Origin of the sequence: Streptomyces sp. H39-S7 (assembly GCF_027158205.1) — a bacterium.
Classification (GTDB): Bacteria; Actinomycetota; Actinomycetes; order Streptomycetales; family Streptomycetaceae; genus Actinacidiphila.
Window position 1 is genome coordinate 1 of the sequence record NZ_JAPVLU010000089.1, and the last position, 21,939, is coordinate 21,939.

24 protein-coding genes are annotated in these 21,939 nt (G+C 71.3%); 15 read left to right on the plus strand and 9 right to left on the minus strand.

Annotation, left to right across the window (positions count from 1 at the left end; genetic code table 11):
- Window positions 1-29: 29 nt before the first annotated feature.
- From O3X23_RS41710 to O3X23_RS41725, 4 genes are all read right to left on the minus strand, one after another.
- On the minus strand, window positions 30-401 hold the full coding sequence (locus tag O3X23_RS41710; RefSeq protein ID WP_269279849.1) for a SchA/CurD-like domain-containing protein: 372 nt from the start codon (window positions 399-401) through the stop codon (window positions 30-32).
- A gap of 177 nt (window positions 402-578) precedes the next feature.
- On the minus strand, window positions 579-2,099 hold the full coding sequence (locus O3X23_RS41715; protein ID WP_269279851.1) for an FAD-dependent monooxygenase: 1,521 nt from the start codon (window positions 2,097-2,099) through the stop codon (window positions 579-581).
- Window positions 2,100-2,102: 3 nt separating this feature from the next.
- Window positions 2,103-3,665 carry an MDR family MFS transporter gene (locus tag O3X23_RS41720; protein WP_269279853.1) on the minus strand — a complete coding sequence of 521 codons (1,563 nt, stop codon included), beginning with the start codon at window positions 3,663-3,665 and terminating at the stop codon, window positions 2,103-2,105.
- A 33-nt stretch (window positions 3,666-3,698) separates the two neighbouring features.
- A complete protein-coding gene (locus tag O3X23_RS41725) occupies window positions 3,699-5,318 on the minus strand; it encodes an FAD-dependent monooxygenase (protein ID WP_269279855.1) in 1,620 nt (539 codons plus the stop codon).
- 215 nt (window positions 5,319-5,533) lie between these two features.
- Here O3X23_RS41725 and O3X23_RS41730 point away from each other — a divergent pair, with 215 nt between their 5' ends.
- Complete coding sequence (locus O3X23_RS41730) at window positions 5,534-6,049, plus strand: hypothetical protein (protein ID WP_269279857.1); 516 nt, start codon at window positions 5,534-5,536, stop codon at window positions 6,047-6,049.
- A gap of 71 nt (window positions 6,050-6,120) precedes the next feature.
- Here O3X23_RS41730 and asnB read toward each other — a convergent pair whose 3' ends face one another.
- The 3 genes from asnB to O3X23_RS41745 are packed head-to-tail and all read right to left on the minus strand — an operon-like array spanning window position 6,121 to window position 8,992.
- A complete protein-coding gene (gene asnB, locus O3X23_RS41735) occupies window positions 6,121-8,001 on the minus strand; it encodes an asparagine synthase (glutamine-hydrolyzing) (RefSeq protein WP_269279859.1) in 1,881 nt (626 codons plus the stop codon).
- Window positions 7,998-8,534, minus strand: coding sequence for a hypothetical protein (locus O3X23_RS41740; RefSeq protein WP_269279862.1), 537 nt, complete (start codon window positions 8,532-8,534; stop codon window positions 7,998-8,000). Before O3X23_RS41740 ends, asnB begins: the two co-directional genes overlap by 4 nt.
- Window positions 8,531-8,992: an anthrone oxygenase family protein gene (locus O3X23_RS41745; RefSeq protein ID WP_269279864.1), complete on the minus strand. Its 462-nt coding sequence runs from the start codon at window positions 8,990-8,992 to the stop codon at window positions 8,531-8,533. Before O3X23_RS41745 ends, O3X23_RS41740 begins: the two co-directional genes overlap by 4 nt.
- A 190-nt stretch (window positions 8,993-9,182) precedes the next feature.
- Between O3X23_RS41745 and O3X23_RS41750 the strand changes: the two genes are divergently transcribed.
- On the plus strand, window positions 9,183-10,772 hold the full coding sequence (locus O3X23_RS41750) for an FAD-dependent monooxygenase (RefSeq protein ID WP_269279866.1): 1,590 nt from the start codon (window positions 9,183-9,185) through the stop codon (window positions 10,770-10,772).
- An 86-nt stretch (window positions 10,773-10,858) separates the two neighbouring features.
- Here O3X23_RS41750 and O3X23_RS41755 read toward each other — a convergent pair whose 3' ends face one another.
- Together O3X23_RS41755 and O3X23_RS41760 are read right to left on the minus strand one after the other, a co-directional pair.
- Window positions 10,859-12,472 (minus strand): FAD-dependent monooxygenase, encoded by a 1,614-nt coding sequence (locus tag O3X23_RS41755; protein ID WP_269279868.1) that lies wholly within the window; start codon window positions 12,470-12,472, stop codon window positions 10,859-10,861.
- A complete protein-coding gene (locus O3X23_RS41760; RefSeq protein WP_269279870.1) occupies window positions 12,465-13,511 on the minus strand; it encodes a methyltransferase in 1,047 nt (348 codons plus the stop codon). Before O3X23_RS41760 ends, O3X23_RS41755 begins: the two co-directional genes overlap by 8 nt.
- 199 nt (window positions 13,512-13,710) lie before the next feature.
- On the opposite strand from O3X23_RS41760, the gene O3X23_RS41765 reads away from it, so the two are divergent.
- The 13 genes from O3X23_RS41765 to O3X23_RS41825 all read left to right on the plus strand — a co-directional run bounded on the left by O3X23_RS41765 (window position 13,711) and on the right by O3X23_RS41825 (window position 21,918).
- Entirely contained in the window at window positions 13,711-13,968 is a 258-nt protein-coding gene (locus O3X23_RS41765; protein ID WP_269279872.1) for an acyl carrier protein, read from the plus strand.
- 107 nt (window positions 13,969-14,075) lie between these two features.
- Window positions 14,076-14,456, plus strand: coding sequence for a SchA/CurD-like domain-containing protein (locus O3X23_RS41770; RefSeq protein ID WP_269279874.1), 381 nt, complete (start codon window positions 14,076-14,078; stop codon window positions 14,454-14,456).
- Between the two features lie 199 nt (window positions 14,457-14,655).
- Window positions 14,656-14,991 (plus strand): TcmI family type II polyketide cyclase, encoded by a 336-nt coding sequence (locus tag O3X23_RS41775; protein WP_269279877.1) that lies wholly within the window; start codon window positions 14,656-14,658, stop codon window positions 14,989-14,991.
- Window positions 14,988-15,413 carry a cupin domain-containing protein gene (locus tag O3X23_RS41780; RefSeq protein ID WP_269279879.1) on the plus strand — a complete coding sequence of 142 codons (426 nt, stop codon included), beginning with the start codon at window positions 14,988-14,990 and terminating at the stop codon, window positions 15,411-15,413. The genes O3X23_RS41775 and O3X23_RS41780 overlap by 4 nt, the downstream gene beginning before the upstream one ends.
- Window positions 15,302-16,687, plus strand: coding sequence for a beta-ketoacyl-[acyl-carrier-protein] synthase family protein (locus O3X23_RS41785; RefSeq protein ID WP_269279898.1), 1,386 nt, complete (start codon window positions 15,302-15,304; stop codon window positions 16,685-16,687). The genes O3X23_RS41780 and O3X23_RS41785 overlap by 112 nt, the downstream gene beginning before the upstream one ends.
- A 2-nt stretch (window positions 16,688-16,689) precedes the next feature.
- Window positions 16,690-17,925, plus strand: a complete 1,236-nt coding sequence (locus O3X23_RS41790) for a ketosynthase chain-length factor (RefSeq protein ID WP_269279881.1) — start codon at window positions 16,690-16,692, stop codon at window positions 17,923-17,925.
- Between the two features lie 41 nt (window positions 17,926-17,966).
- Window positions 17,967-18,422: an SRPBCC family protein gene (locus tag O3X23_RS41795; protein WP_269279883.1), complete on the plus strand. Its 456-nt coding sequence runs from the start codon at window positions 17,967-17,969 to the stop codon at window positions 18,420-18,422.
- Window positions 18,423-18,449: 27 nt separating this feature from the next.
- Window positions 18,450-18,911 carry a DUF1772 domain-containing protein gene (locus O3X23_RS41800; RefSeq protein ID WP_269279885.1) on the plus strand — a complete coding sequence of 154 codons (462 nt, stop codon included), beginning with the start codon at window positions 18,450-18,452 and terminating at the stop codon, window positions 18,909-18,911.
- An 11-nt stretch (window positions 18,912-18,922) separates the two neighbouring features.
- Entirely contained in the window at window positions 18,923-19,675 is a 753-nt protein-coding gene (locus tag O3X23_RS41805; protein WP_269279887.1) for an SDR family NAD(P)-dependent oxidoreductase, read from the plus strand.
- Window positions 19,675-19,998 (plus strand): antibiotic biosynthesis monooxygenase family protein, encoded by a 324-nt coding sequence (locus O3X23_RS41810; RefSeq protein ID WP_269279889.1) that lies wholly within the window; start codon window positions 19,675-19,677, stop codon window positions 19,996-19,998. The genes O3X23_RS41805 and O3X23_RS41810 overlap by 1 nt, the downstream gene beginning before the upstream one ends.
- Entirely contained in the window at window positions 19,988-20,299 is a 312-nt protein-coding gene (locus O3X23_RS41815) for an antibiotic biosynthesis monooxygenase family protein (RefSeq protein ID WP_269279891.1), read from the plus strand. The genes O3X23_RS41810 and O3X23_RS41815 overlap by 11 nt, the downstream gene beginning before the upstream one ends.
- Before the next feature lie 22 nt (window positions 20,300-20,321).
- A complete protein-coding gene (locus O3X23_RS41820; protein WP_269279893.1) occupies window positions 20,322-21,059 on the plus strand; it encodes an SDR family NAD(P)-dependent oxidoreductase in 738 nt (245 codons plus the stop codon).
- Window positions 21,052-21,918, plus strand: coding sequence for an LLM class flavin-dependent oxidoreductase (locus tag O3X23_RS41825; protein ID WP_269279895.1), 867 nt, complete (start codon window positions 21,052-21,054; stop codon window positions 21,916-21,918). Before O3X23_RS41820 ends, O3X23_RS41825 begins: the two co-directional genes overlap by 8 nt.
- Window positions 21,919-21,939: the final 21 nt, after the last annotated feature.

The window sequence follows — 21,939 nt, forward strand, 5'->3', positions numbered from 1 at the left end:
CGGGGCCCCCCGCCCTGTCAGCACGTCGATCAGGACGCGTCGCGCGCCGAGATCTGAGTCAGGCAGGTGAGCAGGCTCCGGTTGAAGGTGGCGATGAAGCCCTCCGGAGTGCCGGTGTCGCGCGGCCGGGTGAGGTAGGGGGCGAGCTTGCGCTCGACCTCCTGGACGCCGGGCTGCGAGGCCATGAAGCGGGCGACGTCCTGCAGATCGCCCTCGTACTCGATGACGCGGACCATCGTGGCGTCCCTGAGGAACACGGCGGTGGCGAGGATCCGGGTGGTCTCCTCGCCGTCGTCGCTCTTGACGACCGGCGAACCGACCCGGCGGAAGCTGCCGAAGATCTCTCCGATCTCCTTCTCATAGCCGGCCTTGATGTCGTAAGTGATGGCGGCGAACGGCATGGGCGGCCTCCGAGGCGGTGAGGGGAGCCGGCGGGCCGCGGGCCCGCCGCTGCGGGCCGGGAACGGCCCCGGCACCCATGGTCACCCTCGCGCTCTCGCGTCACTGGAGCACCGCTCGGCCCCCGCACGAGGGGTTCGCGCGGGGGCCGGGGGGACGATCGGGAGTGCCGCTGAGGGTCAGGCGGCGGGCTGTCCGAACCAGGTCGACAGGGCCAGGTGCAGCCCGTCCACCAGCTCTTCGGGGGTGGCGTCGCGGTCGGCTGCCCAGGCGACGTAGCCGTCGGGGCGGATCAGCAGCGCGGCGAGGTCGGGAGTCGCGTCGGCGGTCCCGGTGAAGGACCGCACCCGGTCCCCGGCACCCGCCGCGGCCGCCCAGCGGGCGAGCGTCGCAGCGGTCTCCGGCTGTCCCGCGAGGTCGATCAGTACGGGCTTGCCGTCGTACAGCAGGTGCGCCAGGTGGACGTCCCCCTCGGCGCCCTTGAGCACCATGTCGCGGGCGAAGTCGCCGACCAGCCGGTGGTGCGTGCCGTCCTGCGGCGGGTACCGCACGTCCACGCCGGCGATCATGCCCGCGAGGAACCGGTTCACGTCGGGCAGCTGCATCAGCTGGTTGAACATGTCCCGCAGCGGGGTGACGATCGGGTCCGGGTTCATCAGCGCGATCTGCGCCAGGGTGTTGGCGATGACGCCCTCGGCGGGGGGCCGGCGCTCGGCGTTGTAGGAGTCGAGCAGGCCCTCGGGCGCCCAGCCGTTGATCTCGGCGGCCAGCTTCCACCCGAGGTTGAACGCGTCCTGCAGACCGAGGTTGAGCCCCTGCCCGCCCACCGGGAAGTGGGTGTGCGCGGCGTCGCCGGCCAGCAGGATCCGGCCCTGCCGGTAGGTCTCGGCCTGCCGGGCGGAGTCCGTGAACCACGACAGCCAGCGGGCGTCGTGGGCGCCCAGGTCGGTGCCCCAGATCTTGCGCATGCTGTTCTGGAACTCCTCCAGCGTCAGCACCTCGTCCGGGCTCTTGCGGCCCTCCTCGGTGTAGTCGAAGGTCGCGACCCGGTGCACCCCCTCTTCGAGCGAGACGCAGAACAGCAGGCCGTTCTCGGTGCGCTCCATGCCCATCGGCGCGTTCTCGCCGTCGGCCAGGACCACGTCGGCGAGTCGGGCGGTGACCCGTCCGCCCTGGCCGGGGAAGGGGATACCGGCCGCCTTGCGGACCAGGCTGCGGCCGCCGTCACAGCCGACGAGGTACCGGCCGCGCAGCGCGTACTCCGCGCCGCCGCCGGTGACCTGGACCGTCACCCCGTCCTCGTCCTGTTCGACGCCGGTGATCTCGTGGGAGCGGCGGATGTCCACCCCGGAGCGCACCGCGTGCTCCTCGAGCAGTTCCTCGGTCCTGGTCTGCTGGACCAGCAGGGCGTAGGCGTGGCTGCTGTCGAGCACGCTGAAGTCGATCCAGACGTCCTGGCCGGCGAAGTGGCCGTTGCTCCAGGATCGTGCTCCCTCGGTGAACCGGTCGATGAGGTTGCGCCGGTCCAGCACCTCCATCGAGCGGGAGTGCAGACCGAACGCCTTCGAGTGGGGGCTGCGTTCGGCGAGGCGTTCCACCACCACGCTGCGGATGCCGGCCAGTCGCAGTTCTGCGCTCAGGAAGACACCCACCGGCCCCCCACCGGCGATGATCACGTCGAAGTCATGGGGCGTTGCCATAGGTCAGTCCTTGTCCGATTCGTTGGCGTGGGTCAGCCGGGGCTCGTTCTTGACGGCGGCGGATGCGCCGCGTTCCGGCCCCTGCAGCGGGACGTTCTTGAGGAACAGCGCGATGACCAGTCCCGCCGCGAGCAGCGGGACGGTGGCGACGAACACCGGGGTCAGGGCGTCGGCGTAGGCGCCCGACACGGCGTGTGCCAGTGCGGGCGACAGGCCGTGGGTGGAGGCCAGCGACGAGGCACCGCCCCGGCCGGCGAGCTCCGCCTCCAGGGCGGGCGTCAGGTGCCGGGGCAGTTGGTGCCCCAGCCGGGTGTAGAAGATGGTCGCGAACACCGAGAGCCCCAGGGCGGTACCGGCCTGGCGGGCCAGTGTCACCGTCCCGGTGATGGCGCCGATGTCCCGGGCCGGGGCGGAGTTCTGGGCGGCGAGGGTGAGGACCTGCTGCGACAGCCCGGAGCCGATCCCGAGCAGGATCATGAAGAGGCAGGCCACCGCCCGGCCGGTGTCGGCGGTCATGGTGGCCAGCAAGGAGACGCCCACCAGCCCGACAGCCATGCTCGCCACCGGGAACCACTTGTACCGGCCGGTCCTGGAGATCACCTGACCGGTGATCATGGTGCTGGCGACCAGGCCGAACATCATCGGCAGCAGCACCAGGCCGGAGACGGTGGCGCTGGCGCCGGTCACCCCCTGGGCGAACAGGGCCAGGAAGTTGACCGAGCCGAGGAAGACGGCTCCGCCGATGACGCCGAGGGCCGCGCAGAGCGCGAACGTCGAGTCGTGGAAGAGCCGCAGCGGGATCACCGGTTCGACGGCCCCGCGCTCCACGGCGATGAACAGCGCCGCGATCAGCACGGTCGCGGCGCCCAGCCCGACGATGACCGGGGAGCCCCACGCGTACCGCGATCCTCCCCAGCTCGCGAAGAGGATCAGAGTGACGAGCGCGCCGCTGAGCAGCGCGATCCCCGGATAGTCCACGACCGGCTCGCGCCGGGTGGCGGGCAGTTCGAGCAGCAGGCCCAGCACCAGCAGGGCGGCGATCCCGATCGGCAGGTTGATGAAGAACACCCACCGCCAGCCGAAGTGGTCGGAGAGGATGCCGCCGACGGCCGGGCCCGCCAGCGCGGCCACCGCGAAGTTCGCGGCGAAGTAGCTCTGGTACCTGGCCCGGTCGCGGGGGCTGAACAGCGCGCCGAGGATGGCGAAGGCCCCGGTGATCAGACCGCCGGCGCCCAGTCCCTGCACCGCCCGGAAGGTGATCAGCTGGTGCATCGACCGGGCAAGCCCGGAGGCCAGTGAGCCGGCCATGAACACGCCGATGGAGGCCATGATCACGCGTTTGTGGCCGAACAGGTCGCCGAGCTTGCCGGACAGCGGCGTGACGACACTGGCCGCGATGATGTACCCGCTGGCCACCCAGGCGAACAGACCGAGTCCGCCCAGATCGGTGACGATCTTGGGCAGGGAGGTCGCGACGATCTGACCGTCGAGCATGCCCAGGAAGACCGACAGCATGAGGCCGGCCAGGATGAGCTTGGTGTGACGGGAGATGGGGGTCGCGGCCACGGCCGTTCCTTCCGGGGGGCTCGGGGTGGTCCGTCAGCTGTCGCGGGCGAGCAGCCGGCGCAGCACGGTGCCGAGCCCGTCCGCGTCCCCCTCGGCGGAGCCGTGACTGCGCCACGCGACGAATCCGTCCGGGCGCACCAGCACCGCCCCCTGCGGGCCGACCCCGTACACCTCGGTGAAGTCGCCGGTGACCGGGCGCAGCACCTGTCCGCCGGTACCGCCGGTCCGGTGGACCGTGAGACGTATCCCCAGCTCCTCGGCGGCGGTTTCGGCCGACGCGCACCACGGGTCCGCGTCCTCCCCGGCCAGCAGGGTGAACCCGCCGCCGAACAGGTCGAGCGTGGAGACCTCCTTGCCCTGGCTCTCCACGAGCAGGTGCGGCGCCCGCGTGCCGGGCCGGCCGCCGGCGGTCCGCGGGTCGATGACCGCGGGCGGTTCCACGGCCTGGTCGCCCGAGCCGTTGAGCACCGCCCCGGAGACGTACCGGTACCCCATCGTCACCGAGAGCGGGTCCGCGATCTGCGCCTTCTGCTCGTCGGTGGCGGTGTTGGAGCGGACCGCGAGTTCCAGGGCTCCCTGGTTGGCGACGAAGTCGCCCAGCGGACGGCGCTCCTCGTCGTAGCTGTCGAGCAGCCCGGCGCCCGCGGTGCCCCGGATGACCGAGGCGAGCTTCCAGACGAGGTTGTGGGCGTCGGCGATACCGGTGTTGGAGCCGTAGCCGCCGGTCGGCGGGATCACGTGCGCGGCGTCGCCGACCAGGAAGATCCGGCCGCGGCGGTACTCCTCGGACGCGAACTCCGCCATCTCCCAAGGGAAACGGGACCGGATGCGCACGTCGAGGTCCGGCACCCCGATCGCGGACCGCACCAGGTGCACGCACCGGTCGTCGGTGAAGTCGTCCAGGCTGTCGCCGTCGGCCGGGTCGTACGCGACGACCAGCGTGCCCTCGGTGAGGGTGTCGTCGTGCACGAGGATGCCGGTCACCTCGTCGTTCTGGACGTGCGCCACCGTGAACCGGCGGCCGTCCAGCGCCTCGCGCATATGGGCGGTGAACGCCATGCTCAACTGGTGCGAGATGACGCCGCGGCCGTGCCGCGGCACGCCCAGCGTCTCGCGGACCAGGCTGCGCGGGCCGTCGGCCCCCACCAGGTAGTCGCTGCGCACGGTCCGCTCGGTGCCGCTCGCGCGGTCGCGCAGTACCGAGGTGACACCGGTCGCGTCGGCCTCGAAGGAGACCAGTTCGGTGCCGTAGGACGTGCGGGCGCCGAGGAGTTCGGCGCGGCTGCGCAGCAGCGGCTCCAGCCGGTCCTGGGGCAGCAGCACCATCCGGCTCGGCGTCAGGTCGTCGAGTTCGTCGCCGCCGGCGAGTTCGTCGCGGCTCCAGAACACCTGGCCGGTCAGTGATTCCAGACCGGCGCGCAGGGTGTGGTCCTTGAACCCGGCGGCGGCCTGCAGGACGGTCTCCTCCAGACCCGCGGCGCGCAGGATCTCCAGCGTGCGGGGGTAGTACCCCACCGCACGGGGATGGACCGACGTGCCGGGGTGCCGCTCGACCAGCAGGCAGGGGATCTTCTCCCCGGCCAGGAAGAGCGCCGTGGACAGGCCAACGAGGCTGCCGCCGACGATCAGGACCGGTACCCGGTCATCGCTCATAGGACTTCTCCCTCTCGGGGCCTCTTCAGTACCGCTGTGGGCCTTTTGTGTATCTCTATGAAGCTCTCGCGGGTGATCGTGACAGCGGTGCCTAGAAGGTGGGTCGAGCCCCGGTGACCTCGTACTCCAGTACGTGTCGATGCGGACTCCAGTAGCCCCTGAGAGGTTGCCGGGACCCGGAACATCACATTTGAGCCACCCAGGGGGATCTGGACATGACGGACGCGATAGCCCGTAGAGACATCGTCAGAAAGGCCGGTGCGGCGGGGACGCTCGGCCTCGGAGTGGCGGCGATGGGGATCCTTGCCGCCCCGGCCGCCTCCGCGCACACCGGCACGGAGCCCGCCCGGCCGGGCAACGCGACCGAGCGCCGGCTGCCCGGCGCGTGGACCATCCAGCTGCAGCACTTCGACACCTTCCAGCCGGGACTGACCGCCTTCACCTCCGACGGTCTGGTCCTGGTCATGCACGTCTCGGCCGCGAACATCGGGATGGGCAACTGGTCGGCGACCGGACGCAACACCTTCGTCTTCAACTTCCACATCCTGAACACCGACCCCGCCACCGGGGCGTACACCGGACAGGCGCACATGTGGGGCAACGGCACGTTCAGCTCCGAGACGTACTGGGCGGGCACCGCGAACGTGGCCATCTACGATCCGGCCGGCACGCAGGTCTACAGCCACACCGGTGACGCGATCAACGGCACCCGGGTCGGCGTCGACACCTGAGAGCGGGAACGCGAAGGGCCGGTCACCGGGGATTCCCGGTGACCGGCCCTTCGTCCTGTGCTCCCACGGCGTCAGAGCTTGAGCTGCACCCCGTACTCGGTGAGCCACGTGTCGAGCTGCAGCACCATCTCCAGATTGGCCCGCTCCACCCAGGCGAACGCGCCCTCGGGCGTGGTGTCCTGGGCCAGCACCGCCTTCGTCGCCGCCTGGTCCAGCAGCGGCTGGACGGCGGCCGAGGAGTCGGCCGCCAGCTCGACGAAGCGCGAGTGCACGAACCGGCCGTACTCCACGTCCTGCGTGGTCGGGTACGCGCTCTTCTTGCGGTTGAGCACCGGCTCCGGCAGCAGATCGGAGACGGCCGCCCGCAGCAGGCTCTTCTCCTGCCCGTTCACCCGCTTCATCTCCGCCGGCACGTTGAAGACGTACTCCACCAGCCGGTGGTCGCAGAACGGGGCGCGCAACTGCACACCGGCCGCCATGCTCATCCGGTCCGCCCGGTCCAGGTGGGTGGGCGCCCAGCGGGTGAGGGTGAGGTACGTGATCTCGCGCGCCCGGCGCTCGGCCGGCGAGTCTCCGGTCAGCCGCGGGGCCTCGGCGACCGCCTCGCGGTAGTGCCCGTCCGCGTAGCCGATGAAGTCCAGCCGCTCCCGCAGCCCCCGGTCCAGCAGACCGGTGCCCAGCCCGCCGACCGCCGTGTCGTGGCCGCGCTCGAAGTTGACCCAGGGGAACGTCTGGGAGTTGGCGTGCTTCGGGTCGTACGCCCAGAAGTAGCCGTTGAAGACCTCGTCCGCGGTCTCCCCGGAGAGCACCACCTTGGCCTGGTCGCGCAGGGCCCGGAAGAACAGGTAGAGCGAGACGTCCATGTCGCCCAGCGGCGAGGGGGTGTCCTGGCTGCGCATCACCTGCGCGTGCACCGAGGGGTCGGAGAGCGCGGCCGTGTCGAGCAGGATCTCGGTGTGGTCGCTGTGCACGTGCTCGGCGACCATCGTCGCGAACGGGGAGTCCGGGGTGGCCCGCATCGTCGGATGGACCTCGAAGTTCTCCGTGTAGCCGGCGAAGTTCATCGAGAACGTCCGGACCGCACCCCGCCCCTGCGCCCGCAGCGCGCCGGCCGCCAGCGCGGTCAGCGCGCTGGAGTCGATGCCGCCGGACAGCAGCGCGGCGATCGGGACGTCGGCGACCAGGTGCCGGGCGACCGACTCCGACAGCAGCCCGCGGACGGTGTCCACGGTGGTCGCGAGCGAGTCGGTGTGCGGCTGCGCGGTCAGTTCCCAGTAGCGCTCCTCGGTGACACCGCCGGAGTGCACCCGCACCAGGTGCCCGGGGCGAACCTCCGTGATGTCGCGGAAGACCGTGGTCCCCGGCTTCTTGCCGTGCGCGGTGACCTCGCGCAGGCCGTCCGCGGTGACGACGGGTTCGACCGCCGGGTGGGCGAGCAGTGCCTTCGGCTCGGAGCCGAAGACGAAGCCGGAGGTGGAGTCGGGGCCGGTCCGCGCGAAGCACACCGGCTTGATGCCGAGGCGGTCGCGCACCACCAGCAGCTCCTGCCGCAGCACGTCCCACACGGCCACCGCGAACGCGCCCTCCAAGCGCTCCGCGAAGGACTTGCCCCACTCCAGGTACGCCCTGGCCACCACCTCGGCATCGCCGCCCGAGCGGAACTTGTGCCCGCGCCCCTCCAACTCGGTCCGCACCGTGCGGAAGTTGAAGATCGACCCGTCCAGCAGGGCCACAGCGAGCGGCTCGCTGTGGTGGTCCGCGATCACCGGCTGGGCGCTGTCGGACGGGGAGAGCACCGCGAACCTGCGGTGGGCGAGCCCGGCGTGCTGGGAGAGCCACTGCCCCTCGCCGTCGCCGCCGCGATGGTTCAGCGTGTCCGCCATCGCGTGCAGCACCGGCGCCTGTTCGGACAGATTGCGCTGGTAGTCGACCCAGCCGACGATTCCACTCATGCCCTGGTCCTCTCCGGTGCCGCGGATTCCGTGGGAGCGGACGGCCCGGGGGCGAGCAGCCGCACGTCGATGAGGCTGAGCCCGTACCGCTCGACGGCGTCCCGCAGGTCCGCGGTGGTCGGCGGGCCGTCGCTGTTGATCGTGAGGTCGAGCCGGCGCTGCGCGGCGGGCCCGTACAGGCGGATCAGCCGCAGATAGCTGTTGGCGACCCGGACCGGCTCCGTCACCAGCTCCAGCCGGGCGGCCTGCCGGGCGCCCTGCCAGGTGATCTCGGCGTCCGCGCCCCCGGCGAAGTTGTGCCGCCAGGTGCCGGAGGTGGCCAGCACCAGCTGGTCGTCGAGGGTGTGGGCGCCCACCGGGATGGTGAACGCGCGACCGGTGCGCCGGCCGGTGAAGTGCAGCAGCAGCAGCAACCGCTGCGCCATGGGGCCGGGGGCCGGGGACGACAACGCGGCGATCACTGCCTCGTTGTCGGGCAGCCCCTCGTCACCCGGCCGCCCCAGTTCGATCACGGGCCGGTCGGTGGGGCTCATCGGAGCACCGCCACGGCCGCCGCGGTCAGGATCAGTGCCACGATCGCGAACGTGGTGCGCACCGCGTGCCAGTTGCGCCACTGCAGGCGCGGGTCCTGCCAGTCCGGGCTCAGGTTGTTCTCGTCCTGGCTCTTCACCCGGTTGTTGATGGGCACGTTGCGGGTCTGGGACACCACGGCGACGCCCACCATGAACACCGCCGCCAGGGCGAACAGCGGCCGGCTCGCGGAGGAGTCGGTCCTGAAGGCCGCGAAGACGTCGACGACCACCGAGGTCGTGACGATGTACGGCATGATGTGGTCGTAGCGGCGGCCCAGCAGTCTGTGCGTTGTGATGTATCGGTCCGCCGGCATCGCGATCAATGCGGGCATGACACTGATCGCCACGGCGAACAGCACCCCGGCGACTATGCCGGTGCCCAGGATCACGGCGACGCTCAGCACTTGCAGCAACACCATGCTCATCCCTCTCTCGACTGTGGGACCACGGTCAGGTCCCGGGAACGTCCCAGGGACATCTCGGCGGGTGCTGGAAGACCGGTCGAATCCGGGCCGCGGCGGCCATCCGGTCCCGAGCGGTGCTCCACCGCGCACCGAGCCCCGGGCCGTTCGATGGACCCCACCCGATCACCTGTCAAGGGGGCTGTGCATGGCCGAGGAACGGACACCTGTGCTGGTCGTGGGCGGAAGCATGGTGGGCCTGTCGGCCGCTCTCTTCCTCTCCCACCAGGGATTCCCACCGCTGGTGGTGGAGCGCCACCGCACCGTTTCGGTGCAACCGCGCGCCCAGGCCGCCAGCCCGCGCACCATGGAGATACTGCGGGCGCTGCAACTGGAGGCGGACGTACGGGCCGCGGAGACTCCCAACGCCCAGTACGGCAACATCATGCAGGTCGAATCGCTGGCCGGACCCGAACTCGGCTGGTTCGACGGCCCGTTCCCGGCCGACCCGCAGGGCGTCAGCGCCACCGGCTGGACGCTCATCGGTCAGGACCGCCTGGAGCCGGTGATCAAGCGCCGGGCGGAGGAGCTGGGCGCCGACATCCGGTTCGGCACCGAGATGGTGAGCTACACCCAGGACGAGGACGGGGTCACCGCCCGGATCCGCTCGGTGGAGACCGGCGAGGAGCACGACGTACGGGCCGACTACCTCTTCGCGGCGGACGGCAACCGCAGTCCGATCCGGGAAGGGCTCGGCATCAAGGCGGAGGGCCCCGGCGCCTTCGGCCGCCAGCTCATCATGATCTTCCACGCGGATCTGACCTCCCTGGTCGCCGGCCGCGAGTTCTTCCTGTGCTTCGTCAAGAACGCCGACGTGCACGGCGTGCTGGGGCAGCTCGACCCGCACACGCACCGGTGGTGCCTGGCGGTCAGCCTGCAGCCGGACGAGTCCGCCGCCGACTACACCACCGAGCGCTGCCTGGCGCTGATCCGGGCCGCGGTCGGCGTGCCCGGCCTCGACGTCGAGGTGGAGTCGGGGCAGGACTGGGAAATCGCCGCCAAGGTCGCGCAGCGGTTCCGCCATGACCGGGTCTTCCTGGCCGGTGACGCCGCGCACGTGATGCCGCCGACCGGCGGGTTCGGCGGCAACATGGGCATCCAGGACGCGCACAACCTGTCCTGGAAGCTCGCCCTGGTGCTGCGCGGGCTGGCCAGGCCCTCGCTGCTGGACAGCTACGAGCCGGAACGGCTGCCGGTCGCGGAGTTCACCGTCGAGCAGGGCGTCATCCGCTATCTGCAGCGCAACGGGCTCGACGAGGAGATCGCCGCCCGGCACCGGCCCGAGCCGACCGTGCTGTTCGGCCAGCGCTACCGTTCCGTGGCGGTGCTGCCCGACGCGGACGGCGTCGACGACGGAGCGGTCTTCGAGGACCCGCACCTGGCCACCGGGACACCGGGCACCCGGGCCCCGCACTTCATGATCGAGCGGCCCGGCGGCAGCCCGGTCCCGCTGCACGACCTGATCGCCCGGGACTTCGTGCTGCTGGCCGACGACACCACCGACGACGGCCGCGCCTGGCTGGCCGCGGCGGCGCCGCTGGCGGCCCGGTCCGGTATCGGGGTGCTGGCCCAGCCGGCCGGCGCGGGCTTCAGCACGGCCTACGGGGTCGGCGGGGGCGGCGCGGTGCTGATCCGTCCCGACGGGTTCATCGCCTGGCGCAGCCGCGGCCCGGTGGCCGATCCGGCTGTGGTCCTGGCCGACGCCCTGTCCCGGGCGGCGCACTCCCGCACCTGGTGACGAGTGGGAGAACCGAGGAGCCGCGCCACCGCCTGTCCCGGGCGGTGGCGCGGCTCCCGTCTGTGGTGGCCGCCCTGGTGGACGGCTCAGGCCGCCCCGAGATCCAGGAGCTGGCGCAGCGCCCGCTCCAGGTCCGCGGCGCCGGGCACGGCCCCCGCGGCGCGCCAGCCGACGAAGCCGTCGGGGCGCACCAGCACCACCCCGTCGTCGCCGGCCTTGTAGCGGGCCGCCCATTCGCCCCGGGGGTCGGAGAGATCGCCGTCCGGCCCCACCCGGTACGCGACCAGGTCCACGCCGAGCCGGCCGGCGGTCTGGGCCGCGGACGCGGCCAGGCTGTCGGCCGCACCCGTGGTGAACAGGACGAAGCCGCGGCCGAAGAGGTCCACGACGGACATCTCGGGGCCGTCCTTCGCCTGGACGAGCACGTGCGGTGCCCGTGCCCCGGGCTGCGCGGACGGGTGGTCCGGGTCCTCCAGGAGCGGTCCCGCCGGTTCGGCGAACTGCGGGGAGAAGGCGCCCGAACGGTAGCGGTAGCCGAACGTCATGGTCGTCTCGTCGACGAGTTCGTCCGACACGTCCTCCAGCCGCTTGCCCTCCCGGACGGCGAAGCGCAGCCCCGCCTGTCGGGCCGTCTCCAGGGCCACCGGGCGGCGCTCGGTGCCGTACGTGTCCAGCAGACCGGGGCCCGCGGCCCGGGCCAGCACCAGCGACAGCTTCCAGGACAGGTTGTAGACGTCCTGGATGCCGGTGCTCGCCCCGAACGCGCCGGTCGGCGGGATGACGTGCGCGGCGTCGCCGGCGATGAAGACCCGGCCCGCGCGGAACTGCTCGGCGATCCGCATGGAGATCTCCCACGGCAGCATCCGGCCGTCCTCGATCTCCGCGTACAGGTCGTCGATGCCGATCGCGCTGCGCAGCAGTTCCAGGCAGCGCCGCTCGGTGAAGTCCTCCGGCCCCTCGCCCTGTTCGGGATAGAAGGAGACGTTGAACACCCAGCGCTTCTCGTTGTCGATGGGGATCAGCGTGCCGCGCACCACCGCGTTGTTGACGTACGCGGCGATGACCTTGCGGCCGGCCAGGGCCGGGGTCAGGTCGGCGTGGAAGAAGAAGCTCACCAGGTTGGTGATGGTCCCCCTGCCCCGGTCGGGCACCCGCAGCATCCGGCGCACCGGGCTGCGGCTGCCGTCCGCGGCGATCACGTAGTTGGCGTGGATGGTGCTGGTGACGCCGGTCGACCGGTCGTGCACCGTGGCGAGCACCCCGTCGAGGTCCTCCTCCAGGGACACCAGCTGGGTACTGAAGCGCACCTCGGCGCCGGTGGCCACGGCCTGCTTGCGCAGCAGCGGCTCCAGCTGGTTCTGGTCGATCATCGCCCAGCGGGCCGGGGTGATCCGGCTGAGGTCGTCGGGCGCCGCACTGGGCATCCTGACCCGCTCGGGTCCCGCGAGGGTCTCCACGTGCACCAGGACGTCGTTCCCGGCGATCGGCGACTCCTCCGCGCGGATGGCGTCCTCCATGCCCACCGCGCGGAAGATCTCCATGGTGCGGGGGTTGATGGCCCGCGCCTTGGGGTGACCGGAGGTGTCCGGGTGCCGCTCCACCAGCAGGGAGCGCACCCCGAAGTGGGTGAGGAAGACACTCGCCGAAAGTCCGGTCAGGCCGCCGCCGATGACGAGCACCGGCACGTTCTCGTCAGCCACTGCGATCTCCCTTCCGTCCGATCACCAGGGTGTGGGTGCTGAGCAGCGGCTGTGCGGAGGCTTCGGCGAAGCCGGCCTCGCGCAGCCACCGAACACAGTCGCCGACCCGGTACTCCTGGCCGTTCTGGCTGACCAGCTTCATGTGCAGACTGCTCAGCAGCCGGTCGGAGTCCCGCCGGTCGTCGTCGATCATGCGGTCGTAGATGAGCACCTGACCGCCGGGGGGCAGGCTGTCGTAGATCCGCCGCAGCAGCGTCAGACTGTGCTCGCTGTCGAAGCCGTGCAGGATGTGGCCGAGGACGACGACCTCGGTGCTCGGCACCGGGTCGGCGAAGAAATCCCCGCCCCGGAACGTCACCCGGTCGGTGAGCCCGAGCCGGCCCATGTGCTCCTCGAAGAGCGGCTGGGTGCGCGGCAGGTCGAAGCAGACCCCCGTCAGGTGCCGGTGGGTGCGGGCCAGGACCGAGGACAGGTTGCCGCGGGAGCCGCCGAGGTCGGTGAAGGTGGAGATCGGGCCCCAGTCGATGACCGCGGCCAGCTCGGTGCCCATGCGGTCGCTGAACGCGTCCAGGCCCTTGAGGAACCGCTTCATCTTCTCCGGGTTCTCGTGGCGGTCGCCGAAGAAACCGCCCTTGTCCGGGTCGAGGGTCTGCGGTTCGCCGCTGATCAGCGCGTCGGGCAGCCGCCCCCAGGTGTCGTAGAGGGTCTCATTGGTCAGCTCGATGAAACCGCCCAGGTAGCTCTCGGTCTCCTCCACCAGGTAGGCCGTGGACAGGGCAGAGTTGCGGTACGCCCCGTCCTCCCGGTCCAGCAGGCCCAGGCCGACCAGGGCGTCGAGGAAGTCGGCGGCGAACCGGGGGTGCAGACCGGTGCGCTCCCGGATCTCGGACTCCGTGGCGGGCCCGGACGCCAGGGCGGTGAAAACCCCTACGCGCACCGCGCCCTGCAGCACCTTGGCCCCGCAGTCCGCGATGGAGAGCCGGATCAGCGGCCCAGGGCTTACTTCCGCGGTGGCGGGCAGGTCTCCGGTCGTCGTCACATGATCCTCCTTGGAGTGACCGGACATTGGATCGCCCGACCATCGCGGGGCCGCGTCGAAGCCGGCTAGAAGGCCGGTCGCGCCGGCCTCGGCTCCGTCACCCCCGTCCCACTCCGGCTCAAGTCCTTCTGGAGGAGCGGTGGGCACGCTGCCGTCCGGGTCCTTCAGCGGGCTCACGACAGTGAGGAGAGGAAACCGGATGAGTGACTTCACTCTGCAGGAGCTGACCGCCAAGCTGCGCGAATGCGCGGGTGAGCCCGACGGCGTCGACCTCGACGGCGACGTCCAGGACACCCCTTTCATGGAACTCGGCTATGACTCGCTCGCGCTGCTCCAGGTGACCGGCGTGATCAAGCGGGAACGCGCAATCGACCTCTCGGACGACGCGGTGGTCGAGGCGGAGACCCCGCGCATCCTGTTGAAGATGATCAACACCAGCCCCGCGCAGAGCCGCTGACCGCCACCGGGAGACCGGGGTTGTCGCAGCGCGACTGATCGGTACAGCGCCACCGGCCGGCTGGGGCGACCGGCCGCTTTCGAGATCGAATCTGTGGGAGGAATCGCATGCCGTACGCAGCGATCGTCTACCGGGTCAAGCCCGGGCACGAGGACGAGATCGCCAAGATCTTCGAGAACTTCAACCGGGTGGACACCGCTGATCTGCGTACCGATGAGGGTACGGACGCCGGTCGGATCCTCGGCACGGGACTGTTCATCAAGGACGATGTGATGGTCCGCTGCATCCACTACGAAGGCGACCTGGCGGCGGTGGGCAAGCACATGGCCATGCAGCCCGGCGTGCACGCGGCGGAGAGCCGGCTGGCTCCGTACCTGCTGGAGGAGCGGGACACCTCGTCGCCGCAGGCGTTCGGCGCGTTCTTCCGCAACGCGTCCATGCGCAGCATCCTCCAGCTCAGCGTGGACACCCTGGAGACGAAGGCCTGACCGTGCACTGACGGCCGACGGATTCTCCCCCGGCGCTCCACGCGTCCCGCCCCTGCGGCGGGACGCGTGGAGCGCTGTCGCGTTCGCGGCCGGCGGTCGCCCGCAAGTCCAAGTGCAGCCCGATTCGAGCAGGTCTTTAGAGCGTCCTGTGACGGTTCCGGCTGTTGGTCCGAGCAACTCGTACTGAAGGAGGTCGACGGTGCACCGGACTTTGATCGTGGCGAAGATGCGGCCGGGTAAGGCCGATGACATCGCGAAGATCTTCGCGGAGTCTGACGCGTCGGATCTGCCGCACATGATTGGCGTGTCGCGACGGACCCTCTTCGCCTTCCATGACCTGTACTTCCACCTGGTGGAGGCGGACGAGGACATTACCGACGGCCTCTACAAGGCGCGCAGCCACCCGCTCTACGACGACATCAACCGCAAGCTCGCGGAGTGTGTGTCGCCTTTCGACCCGAACTGGAAAGAGCCCAAGGACGCCATGGCGGTGCCCTTCTACGTGTGGACGGCCGATCAGGGGAGGATCCAATGACCGCGCAGCCTGTGCGGATCTCGGCTGACGAGGTGTCGCCCAACCGCAAGCGCGGCGGCGACATCCGGGTCACGCTCAGCCCCGTGACGGCGGGCTCGACCTCGGGCTTCGGTGGAGTGATGTACCTGGACCCCGCCGAGTTCGTGACCGAGCACTACCACCCGTACTCCGAGGAGTTCATCCACGTCATCGAGGGAGAACTCGAGATGACGCTGGACGGTGAGCCGCTCAAGCTGGGCGCGGGCGACTCCCTGCTGGTGCCCATCGGTGTCCGCCACCGGCTCGTCAACATCGGCGAGGTGACGGCGCACTGCGCCTTCCACCTCTCCCCGCTGGCGCCCCGCCCGGACCTCGGCCACGTGGACACCGAACTGCCGACGAACCCGCAGGCGCCCAACCCGAACGTGGGTGGCGCCCCGTGAGCCGTCGTGCGGTGGTCACCGGGATCGGCGTGCTGGCACCGGGAAGCGTGGGCCGGGAGGGGTTCTGGGACCAGCTCTCCGCCGGCCGGACCGCCACCCGGCGGATCACGCTTTTCGATCCCGCGCCGTTCCGTTCCCAGGTGGCCGCGGAAGTGGACTTCGACCCGGTCGCGGCCGGGCTGACGCCCCAGCAGATCCGTCGGATGGACCGGGCCGCGCAGTTCGCGGTGGTCTGCGCGCGCGAGGCGCTGGAGGACAGCGGTGCCGAGCTCTCCGCGCTTCCGCCGGAGCGGATCGCGGTCTCCATCGGCAGCGCGGTCGGCTGCACGATGGGCCTGGAGGAGGAGTACGTCACCCTCAGCGACGGCGGCAAGCACTGGCTCGTCGACAGCACCTACGGCGTGCCGCACCTGTACGGCTACATGGTGCCCAGCACCCTGGCCGTGGAGGTCGCCCACGCGGTGGGCGCCGAGGGGCCGGTGGCGCTGGTCTCCACCGGCTGCACCTCGGGGCTGGACTCGATCGGGCACGGGGTGCAGCTGATCGAGGAGGGCTCGGCCGACGTCGTCCTGGCCGGGGCCACCGACGCACCGCTCTCGCCGATCACCGCCGCCTGCTTCGACGCGATCCGGGCGACCACGTCGAACAACGCCGACCCGGAGCACGCCTCCCGGCCGTTCGACCGGGACCGCGACGGCTTCGTCCTGGCGGAGGGCTCCGCGGTCCTGGTCCTGGAGGAGAAGTCGGCCGCCGAGGCGCGCGGTGCCAAGATCTACGGCGAGTTCGTCGGTTTCGCCGGGCGCAGCAACGCCTTCCACATGACCGGACTCAAGGCCGAGGGACGCGAGATGGCCGAGGCCATCCGGGTCGCCCTGGACCAGGCGAAGCTCGACCCGACCGCCGTCGGCTACATCAACGCCCACGGTTCCGGCACCAAGCAGAACGACCGTCATGAGACGGCCGCGTTCAAGCGGAGTCTGGGCGATCACGCCTACCACGTGCCCGTCAGCTCCATCAAGTCCATGGTCGGGCACTCGCTGGGAGCGATCGGCTCCATCGAGGTCGCGGCCTGCGCCTTGGCCCTGGACCGGCAGGTCGTCCCGCCCACCGCCAACCTGAAGAACCCCGACGCCGAGTGCGACCTGGACTACGTGCCGGTCACCGCCCGGGACCACGCCATGGATGTGGTGCTCAGCGTGGGCAGCGGATTCGGCGGCTTCCAGAGCGCGATGGTGCTGGCCAGGCCCGGTGCCGTCCCGTACGAGAGGAGCTGACGGTGAGCAGCGCGACTCAAGCCGCCCCGGTGATCACCGGGCTGGGCGTCACCGCGCCGACCGGCCTGACGGTGGAGGAGCACTGGGAGGCGGTCCTGGCGGGGAAGCAGGCGATCGGGCGGATCACCCGCTTCGACCCCAGCAGCTACCCCGTCCAGCTGGCCGGCGAGGTGGCGGACTTCGACACCAAGGCGCAGGTCCCCAGCCGGCTGATCACCCAGACCGACCGCTGGACCCACCTGGGCCTGGACGCCGCCGCCGAGGCGCTGGCCGACGCGAAGGTCGTGCCGGCCGAACTGCCCGAGTTCGAGATGGCCGTGGTCACCGCGGCCTCCTCCGGCGGCACCGAGTTCGGTCAGCACGAGATGGAGAACCTGTACCAGCACGACCCGTCCTGGGTCGGCGCCTACCAGTCGATCGCCTGGTTCTACGCGGCGACCACCGGGCAGGTCTCCATCCGGCACGGCATGCGCGGACCCTGCGGCGTGCTCTGCTGCGAACAGGCCGGCGGCCTGGACGCGATCGGGCAGAGCCGTCGGCTGCTGCGCGGCACCTCCCGGCTGGTGGTGACCGGCGGCACGGACGCCTCACTGTGCCCGTACGGGCTGACCGCCCAGCTCAGCACCGGGAACCTGTCGACGGTCGCCGACCCCGGCCGGGCCTACCTGCCGTTCGACGCCGCGGCCAGCGGTTACGTGCCCGGTGAGGGCGGCGCGATGCTGATCCTGGAACGGGCCGCGGACGCGGAGGCGCGTGGCGCCGGCGGCGGTTACGCCCAGGTGCTCGGGTACGCGGCGGGCTTCGACCCGGCGCCCGGCTCGGAGCGGCCGCCGGCGCTGCGCCGCACGCTGGAGGCGGCCCTGGCCGACGCCGGAGTGGCACCGTCCGGCGTGGACGTGGTCTTCGCGGACGCGTCCGGCGTGCCGGAGCAGGACGCGGCGGAGGCCGCCGCGCTCCGGGCCGTGTTCGGGCCCGGCGGAGTACCGGTCACCGCGCCCAAGACGCTGACCGGACGGCTGTACGGCGGCGGCGCGGCGCTGGACGTGGCGACCGCCGCACTGGCCCTGCGCGACCAGGTCATCCCGCACACCGTCGGACCGGACGCACCGGTCCCCGGGTACGGCCTGGACCTGGTCCTGGGCGAACCCCGGGCCGTCGCACTGCGCACGGCGGTGGTCCTCGCCCGGGGACACGGCGGCTTCAACGCGGCCCTGGTACTGGGACGTTCCGCCTCCTGACGGCGGAACGGGACGAAGGCGAGAGACAAGGGAGAGTGGCGATGGCCGGGCACACGGACAACGAGATAGTGATCAACGCGCCGATCGGCACGGTCTGGGACATCACCAACGACGTCCCCAACTGGCCGGACCTGTTCAGCGAGTACGCCAAGGCCGAGATCCTGGAGCAGTCCGGGGAGACCGTGAAGTTCCGGCTGACGATGCACCCGGACGACGACGGACAGGTGTGGAGCTGGGTCTCGGAGCGCACCCCGGACCCGGACACCCACACGGTGCGGGCACACCGCGTGGAGACCGGACCGTTCGAGTTCATGGACATCTTCTGGGAGTACACCGAGACGCCCGAGGGCGTGCGGATGCGCTGGGTCCAGGACTTCCACATGAAGCCGCAGGCCCCCGTCGACGATGCCGGCATGACCGCGCACCTGAACCGGAACACGGCCATCCAGATGGCGCTCATCAAGGACAAGGTCGAGGCCGCCTCCCTCGGGAAGTAGCCGCGGACGCACTCCCGGAGGTCACCGGTGCCCGCTCTCCTCATCCCACTCGTGCTGCTGATGAACGGGCTCGCGGCCGGATGCATGCTCGGCACGCTGCTCGGCGGCTGGCCGCTGCTCGCGGGACTGCCCGACGACGGCTACGTCAGGACGCACGCGTTCTTCTCCGGCCGCTACGACCCGTACATGCCCATCTGCACCCTGGGCACCCTGCTGGGCGACACCGTGCTCGCCGCCACCGTCGGTGACGGCTGGGCACGGGCCTGCTTCACCGCCGCGGCACTGCTCGCGCTGTGCACCGTGGTCATCTCGTTCGCCAAGAACGTCCCCGTCAACCGGTGGATCCGCACCGTCGACCCGGACAACCTGCCCGCCGGCTTCGACGCGACGCAGCGCCGCGGCCAGTGGGGCCTGTGGAACAAGCGGCGCAGCGTGATCACCATGCTCGCCCTGCTGTCCAACTGCGCGGCGCTGGCCACGCTTCTTTGAGGAGGAATTCCATGGACCTCGGTCTACGAGGGAAGAAGGCGCTGGTCACCGGCGGTACCCGGGGCGTGGGGCGCGGCATCGTGCTCGCCCTGGCCCGCGCCGGCGTCGACGTCATCACCTGCTACCTGCAGGAGGGCGAGCGGGTCTCGACCCTGGAGCGCGAGCTCAAGGAGATCGGCGGCGACCACCACGTGCTGCGCGCCGACGTCGGCGACCCCACTCAGGTCGCGGACCTGCTGGAGCAGGCCGGGACCCTGTACGGCCACCTCGACCTGGTGGTCAACAACGCGGGCACCATCAGTCACATCCCGTACGCGAAGCTCCCGTTCGAGGAGTGGCAGCGCATCGTCACCACCAACCTCACCTCCACCCACCTGGTGACGCAGGGCGCACTGCCGCTGCTGGGCGCCGGCTCCTCCATCGTGAGCATCGGCTCCAAGGGCGCCGAGGCGGGCATACCGCTGCGGGCGCACTACACGGCGACGAAGTCGGCACTCATCGGCCTCACCCGTTCGCTCGCCAAGGAACTCGGCTCCCAGGGCATCCGGATCAACGTGGTCTCCCTCGGGGTCATCGAAACCGAGGCGCTGTACGCCCTGCCGCAGGATTCGCAGGACCAGATGGTCCAGCGGTACAGCGCCAAGACCGCGCTGGGCCGCCTCGGCCTGCCCGACGAGGTCGCCGGCGCCATCCTCTGGCTCGCCAGCGATCTGTCGCGCTATGTCACCGGCGCCACGATCTCGGTCGACGGGGGGATCTCCTGATGGCCGGCGGAGCGTTCCGGGTGATGCTGGAGATGACCATCAAGCCGGGCCTGGCGGCCGAGTTCGAGGAGGAGTGGCGCAGCGGCACCGACGCGGTGACCGGCCACCCCGCCAACATCGGCCAGTGGCTGGCCCGCAGCACCGCCGACGAGGACACGTACTACATCGTCAGCGACTGGACCGACGAGACGGGCTTCCGCGCCTTCGAGGACGGCAAGGCCCACGTCGCCCACCGCGAGCGGCTGCACGCCTACCGGGCGTCCGCCACGTTCGACACGATGCGGGTGGTGGAGCACATCGAGGGTGCCGCCCATGCCCGGTGAAGTGCTGGTGATGATCCATCACCAGGTGCGCGACGAGGCCGAGCAGGCCGGGTTGCGGGAGGCGTACCACCTGGTCAGCAAGCGGCTGGCGGAGGTGCCGGGCATGCTCGGCAACGAACTGCTGCAGTCCGCCGTCGATCCCACCAGCGTGGTCGTGGTGAGCCGGTGGGCGGACCTCGCGGCCTTCCGCGTCTGGGAGGAGGGGGCCGGGCACCGCGGCGACACCGCGCCGCTGCGGCCCTACCGCGACACCCGGCTCGCCGTCCCCTTCGGTATCTACGAGGTCGACGCCGCGTACTGAGGACTCACAGAAGGAGGAGGAGATGGAGCAGGGACTGGCCGGCAAACGCGTCCTGATCACCGGCGGAACCCGGGGGATCGGACGCGCCTCGGCGCTGGCCTTCGCACGCGCCGGAGCGAGCGTCGTGGTGGTCTCACGGGGCGCGGGGGAGGACGCCGAAACGCTCACCCGGGAACTGAAGGAGCTCGGCGACGGCCATCTGCTGCTCCAGGCCGACGTCACCGACGCCCCCGACGTCCGCCGGCTCGCCGAACGGGTGCGGGAGGCGTTCGGGGCGCTGGACGTCCTGGTCAACAACGTGGGCGTGGACGGCCAGGTCTGGTTCGGCGAGCTGCCGGAGACCGAGTGGCACCGGGTCTTCGACCACAACGTCACCTCCGCCTACCTGGTGACCCAGGCCGTGCTCGACCTCCTGGCGGACGGCGCCTCGGTGATCAACATCGGTTCGTCCGTCGCCCTGCGCGGCCGGGTGCGCGGGGTGCACTACACCGCCTCCAAAGCCGCGCTGATCGGCCTGACCCGGGCGCTGTGCAAGGAGCTCGGACCGCGCTCCATCCGCGTCAACACCATCGCGCCCGGGCTCACCGAGACCGAACCTGGCGCCGGGCTGCCGCCGGAGGCCGTCGAACGCATCGTCGGGATGACGGCGCTGGGCCGGATCTGCCAGCCGGACGACGTCGCCGGCGCGGTGCTCTTCCTGGCCGGTGACACCTCCCGCTACATCTCCGGTGCCACGCTCAACGTCGACGGCGGTGTCTGACGTGGACATCGGACTGGGCCTGCCCACCACCGTCCCCGACAAGTCCGGGACGGAACTGCCCTCCTGGGCGCGCGAGGCCGAGCAGGCCGGCTTCGCCAGCCTCGGCGTGCTGGACCGGCTGGTGTACGACAACTTCGAGTCGCTGGTCTCGCTGGCCGCCGCGGCCGCGGTCACCAGCCGGATCCGGCTCGCCAGCACCATCCTCATCGCGGGGTACCGCGGCGGGGCGTCGCTGCTCGCCAAGCAGGCAGCGACCGTCGACGCGATCTCCGGCGGCCGGCTGACCCTCGGGGTCGCGGCCGGCGGCCGGGAGGACGACTACGCCGCCACCGGCGCGGACTACCCCGGGAGGGGGCCGCGGCTCGACACCCTCCTGGACGAGCTGCGCGCCACCTGGGACGGCGCGGGACCGGTGCCCGGCATCGGCCCGCGGCCGGACCGTCCGGGCGGGATCCCGCTGCTCGTCGGCGGCCACTCGCGGGCGGCGATGCGCCGCTCGGCGAAGTACGGCACCGGCTGGATCGCCGGCGGCAGCTCCGCCACGGACTACGGCGAGCTGGTACGCCGTGCGAAGGAGGAGTGGACCGCGGCGGGCCGAACCGACCGGCCGCGGATGGTCTCGCTGGTGTACGCGTGCCTCGGCCCGGACGCGGGACCGACGGCCGGCCGCTATCTGCGCGACTACTACTCCTTCGTGAACGTGAAGGCGGAGCGGGCCGCCACCGGGGTGCTCGTGGACCCCGCGCAGATCCGCGAGGCCGTCGGCGCCTACGCGCGGGCCGGCTGCGACGAGCTGATCCTGTTGCCGTGCACCGCGGACCTCAAGCAGGTCGGCCTGCTGGCGGAGGCCGCTCTCTGAGGTGCTGTCCCCGTGCACAAG

What these genes read in the sequence shown, in the direction of transcription:
- O3X23_RS41710 (WP_269279849.1), bottom strand. Translation starts at nt 401, where the DNA reads ATGCCGTTCGCCGCCATCACTTACGACATCAAGGCCGGCTATGAGAAG.
- O3X23_RS41715 (WP_269279851.1), bottom strand. Translation starts at nt 2,099, where the DNA reads ATGGCAACGCCCCATGACTTCGACGTGATCATCGCCGGTGGGGGGCCG.
- O3X23_RS41725 (WP_269279855.1), bottom strand. Translation starts at nt 5,318, where the DNA reads ATGAGCGATGACCGGGTACCGGTCCTGATCGTCGGCGGCAGCCTCGTT.
- O3X23_RS41730 (WP_269279857.1), top strand. Translation starts at nt 5,534, where the DNA reads ATGACGGACGCGATAGCCCGTAGAGACATCGTCAGAAAGGCCGGTGCG.
- asnB (WP_269279859.1), bottom strand. Translation starts at nt 8,001, where the DNA reads ATGAGTGGAATCGTCGGCTGGGTCGACTACCAGCGCAATCTGTCCGAA.
- O3X23_RS41740 (WP_269279862.1), bottom strand. Translation starts at nt 8,534, where the DNA reads ATGAGCCCCACCGACCGGCCCGTGATCGAACTGGGGCGGCCGGGTGAC.
- O3X23_RS41745 (WP_269279864.1), bottom strand. Translation starts at nt 8,992, where the DNA reads ATGGTGTTGCTGCAAGTGCTGAGCGTCGCCGTGATCCTGGGCACCGGC.
- O3X23_RS41750 (WP_269279866.1), top strand. Translation starts at nt 9,183, where the DNA reads ATGGCCGAGGAACGGACACCTGTGCTGGTCGTGGGCGGAAGCATGGTG.
- O3X23_RS41765 (WP_269279872.1), top strand. Translation starts at nt 13,711, where the DNA reads ATGAGTGACTTCACTCTGCAGGAGCTGACCGCCAAGCTGCGCGAATGC.
- O3X23_RS41770 (WP_269279874.1), top strand. Translation starts at nt 14,076, where the DNA reads ATGCCGTACGCAGCGATCGTCTACCGGGTCAAGCCCGGGCACGAGGAC.
- O3X23_RS41780 (WP_269279879.1), top strand. Translation starts at nt 14,988, where the DNA reads ATGACCGCGCAGCCTGTGCGGATCTCGGCTGACGAGGTGTCGCCCAAC.
- O3X23_RS41795 (WP_269279883.1), top strand. Translation starts at nt 17,967, where the DNA reads ATGGCCGGGCACACGGACAACGAGATAGTGATCAACGCGCCGATCGGC.
- O3X23_RS41805 (WP_269279887.1), top strand. Translation starts at nt 18,923, where the DNA reads ATGGACCTCGGTCTACGAGGGAAGAAGGCGCTGGTCACCGGCGGTACC.
- O3X23_RS41810 (WP_269279889.1), top strand. Translation starts at nt 19,675, where the DNA reads ATGGCCGGCGGAGCGTTCCGGGTGATGCTGGAGATGACCATCAAGCCG.
- O3X23_RS41815 (WP_269279891.1), top strand. Translation starts at nt 19,988, where the DNA reads ATGCCCGGTGAAGTGCTGGTGATGATCCATCACCAGGTGCGCGACGAG.
- O3X23_RS41820 (WP_269279893.1), top strand. Translation starts at nt 20,322, where the DNA reads ATGGAGCAGGGACTGGCCGGCAAACGCGTCCTGATCACCGGCGGAACC.